The organism is Sedimentitalea sp. (assembly GCF_039973035.1).
In the GTDB taxonomy this organism is placed as follows: Bacteria; Pseudomonadota; Alphaproteobacteria; order Rhodobacterales; family Rhodobacteraceae; genus Sedimentitalea.
The window spans coordinates 1-3,708 of the sequence record NZ_JBDWLR010000068.1 but is presented as its reverse complement, the minus strand read 5'-3'; the positions used below and the strand labels follow the sequence as shown (position 1 = coordinate 3,708).

General features: G+C 53.7%; 3 protein-coding genes. 1 reads left to right on the top strand and 2 read right to left on the bottom strand.

The annotated features are described in order from the left end of the window. Positions 1–337: 337 nt before the first annotated feature. Positions 338–703 carry a hypothetical protein gene (locus ABJO75_RS16925; protein ID WP_348126001.1) on the bottom strand — a complete coding sequence of 122 codons (366 nt, stop codon included), beginning with the start codon at positions 701–703 and terminating at the stop codon, positions 338–340. A 134-nt stretch (positions 704–837) separates the two neighbouring features. Then, positions 838–2,232, bottom strand: coding sequence for an FAD-binding oxidoreductase (locus ABJO75_RS16920; protein WP_348125999.1), 1,395 nt, complete (start codon positions 2,230–2,232; stop codon positions 838–840). A 148-nt stretch (positions 2,233–2,380) separates the two neighbouring features. Here ABJO75_RS16920 and ABJO75_RS16915 point away from each other — a divergent pair, with 148 nt between their 5' ends. Then, entirely contained in the window at positions 2,381–3,418 is a 1,038-nt protein-coding gene (locus ABJO75_RS16915) for a helix-turn-helix domain-containing protein (RefSeq protein WP_348125997.1), read from the top strand. The last annotated feature ends 290 nt before the right edge of the window (positions 3,419–3,708 follow it).

The window sequence follows — 3,708 nt, the reverse complement described above, 5'->3', positions numbered from 1 at the left end:
TAGCCAGGTTTGCGAAATCAGCATCGGATCAAAAGTGCTCAACCTTATGACCGAACTTGGCCGGGCAAAGTATGAGCGCGTTATCTGAACGCCGCGGGAAAGGGCAAGTTTCGACCACAATCAGACCCGTGCAACACGGCTCATATTTGCCTGATCAAGAATTCTCTGAGCACGTGCGACCATCGCTGAATCCATACGGTCACTGACATTTGAACCCAATCCTGCTGGATCAGGCCAGTCTTCATGAATTCGGTCACGCAGTGTTGCAAAATATGCTTGGATTTCGCGCTCATGGGAACCACCCCAAGGACCATGCAAACATCCCATGGCCATCACTTCAACAAGGAACGAAGGCTTTATCGGTTTTTGGCCATGACGGGGATTTTGATTCCAATACTATATCATGCGCACCAGCCCCTTCCATTCGTTGCTGTAGGCTTGATGCGCTTGCACTGCTTTGTTCGCTGTAAAGATCAAGGCATTTGTGGTTCATCTCGGCCAGCCCTTCGGTGGAGTATCCCAGCAGAGCACCCCAGTCCCGGCTAGCGTGATAGGTCAGGCTGTCAAAGATGAACGGCGTGCCAAGCTTCACCGCGAGTCTTGCGAACGCGGTGTAATATTCCCGCAATGCCGCCGCGGACCGTTCATCATTCAACAAATGGTAGGCACTGAATTCCTCAAGCTTGAACCCACGCTTGTACATTCGCTAGGTCTCTGTTCCGCCGTCGGTCAGGAAAACATTGTCCGTCTGGTGCGGCAATCGGGGTGTTGTCTGGGACCTGTTGTACTCCTGTCGGAAATATTGATGTGAGTCATAGGAGAGGAAATACGCCGACCCTAAGCCTCCGGTGCGATATTCTGATTGAAGCAAAAGCGATTTTGCGGATCGTATTTGGTCTTTATCTCGACAAGCCGTTCATAGTTCGCACCGAAACTGGCCCGCGTAAGCGCCGCATTATCCTCTCCATGGCCCGGAAAGTTGAGGTAAGCGCGCCCATGATGGCCAAAGCGTTCAGAATTGGACCAGCCTTCGCGTGACCAGGCAATGTTTACGTCATCGTCACCCGGTTCGGTCCAAACGCCATCCAGTGAATACATCCATCCCATGGATCGGTCGCCAAACGCGGTGGCCTCCGCAGGTACTTTCGCAGTTGCCCCGCCAAAGTTCCACAGAGATGAGAGTGAATTGTCAGAAGGCGCCGCCAAAGCGTTGGCCATGGCCAGATCAATCATCTCGTCTGTGAGGTCAGACAGATAGCGGGCTTTCCAGTAGCAGCGAAAGTCTCCGGCGGGCATGAGCGTGTCAAACAACTGCTGCACATCGCAATAGTTCATCCGTCCAGAGAAATCGGCCGACATTTCGCCAAGCTCGCGAAGGGGCTGAAGCAGTGTTTCACCTTCAGCGGCGTCACCGTTGTAAACGCAAGCCAGCGTAAAAACCCGTTTGCCCCAATGCTCCTCGGGGAAATCCTCGCCTCCTGCGGTCGAAAACTCGCAAAGCGATCCAATTTTATCACCATGTTTGGTAAGAAAATCGCGCCAAGCCCGAATGGGTTCGGGGCCGCCTTCGACCAGGTAGATCGGTGCAGTAAACATGACTTCGGGGCCAATTGGGTGAAGCGCAAATTCAAACCCGACCACGACACCGAAATTGCCACCGCCACCTTGCAGCGCCCAAAGCAGTTCGGGGTTCTCAACTGCGCTTGTATGGATCAGCTTACCGTTAGCAGTGACGACGTCAGCGGCCACAAGATTGTCGATTGCCAAACCATGTTGTGCGCGTAGCCACCCAATACCACCCGAAAGCGTCAATCCGGCGACACCAGTATCGGAGATCAACCCGCCGGGCGTCGCCAACCCATGCGCCTGAGTTGCAGCGTCCACATCACGCCAGAGCCCGCCACCTTCCACCTTGGCCACCCGCGCAGACGCATCAACCGTCACGCCGGGCATGAGCGAAAGGTCGATCATCACGCCGCCATCACAGACCGCATGACCTGCAACATTGTGCCCGCCGCCACGGATCGCAATCGGCAGGTCACGATCAACCGCGAGCCTAACCGAAGTCTGTACGTCGCCAACAGTTTTACACTGAGCGATCAGCACGGGGCGGCGATCTATCATCGCATTCCAGACCCCGCGTGCAGCATCAAATCGCGCGTCTTCGGGGCCGATCATTTCGCCACGAAAATCATGCGATAGCGTATCTAGCATGTTTGTGAAATCATCCATTTTAGGCATCCCCTTTTTCTGAATTCTCCTTCACGCTAACCCAACAACCAGAACGATCAGAGTGGCTTTAAGGCCAAACACAAGGCATACTGGACAGGTGACCATGGCAAATTTGCCAATACCGGGCCTGATTGGACAAAGAGCTGTTATGACCCAGCCCAAAAAGCCTTTGATTGTGCTGCTCGCTGCACCAGAATCATCAGCTTCGGTGCTCTATGGATTGTATGATGTCTTGCTATCGGTAGGTGCCGTATATTCTGACATGGTATCCGGATCGCCGGGTGACGAGCTCTTGGACATCAAGATTGCATCAGCAGACGGAAAGCCATTTCATTGCATTGGTAATATTCCGATTGAACCGCATATGTCGGCTGATAATCAAGCGACACCGGATGCCGTTGTCATCTGCGACATGTTTACGTCGATCTACGATGTGCCAAAGGGCCGATATCCCCGCGAAATTGCCTGGTTGCGAAAGATGCACGCGGATGGGGCTATGCTCACGTCGGTCTGTTCCGGGTCGCTCCTTTTGGCGGAAGCGGGACTTTTGGACGGGAAAGAGGCGACGGCGCATTGGGCGTACCGTGATATGTTTCAACGCCATTACCCAAAGATCGCCTTTCGCAATGAATCGATCTTATGTCTGGCAGCCGAAGTAGACCGTATTGTGACCGCAGGCGGCGTCAGCGCCTGGCATGATTTGGCGGTCTACCTGATTGCGAGGTTCTGCGGATACCGGCATGCGATAGAAACCGCGAAAGTCTTTCTGATCAGCGGACACTCAGAAGGTCAGTCACCTTACTCTGTGATGACTCGTCCAATGGAGAGCTCGGATGCGCAAATATCGGATTGCCAGGTTTGGATTGCTGACAATTACGCCCTCGCTAAGCCGGTCGAACAAATGGTTGCGCGATCCGGCCTGAACCCTCGAACTTTTTCTCGCCGCTTCCGTTCTGTGACTGGTTTTGCGCCGATAGAATATGTGCAGGCGCTCAGAATAGAAGAAGCCAAACAGATGCTTGAAACAGATGCTCAATCTGTAGACGATGTTGGCAGTTCAGTTGGCTACGAAGACCCATCTTCATTCCGTCGGGTATTCAAACGCGGCGTCGGCCTGTCACCGGCAGCGTATAGGAAGAAGTTCCAGCGCATCTCGCGGATAGCCAAGCCAATTTCGGCGGGATGACGGCGAAGTCTTCACGAAGCGGTCGTAGGCGCAGTGAATTCACACTTTGTCCGCACACTGTGAGTTCGGCTATCATCAGATCTTGCAATTGCAGCGAAAGTTCGGTCTGACGGGCCGCATCGCAGCGACAGCATGTTGCTGGCAACGGCATCTGTGGGTGGCTCCTGCATTGCAAGTGTTTTCTGGTGATATGCGCGGTCATTTTCGTCAGTACTGTCGTCTGTCCGGCCTGTTTATGTTTTGGCATTGCCTCCACTGGCCCTGATGAATTCCGCAAGCGAGGTTCCAAT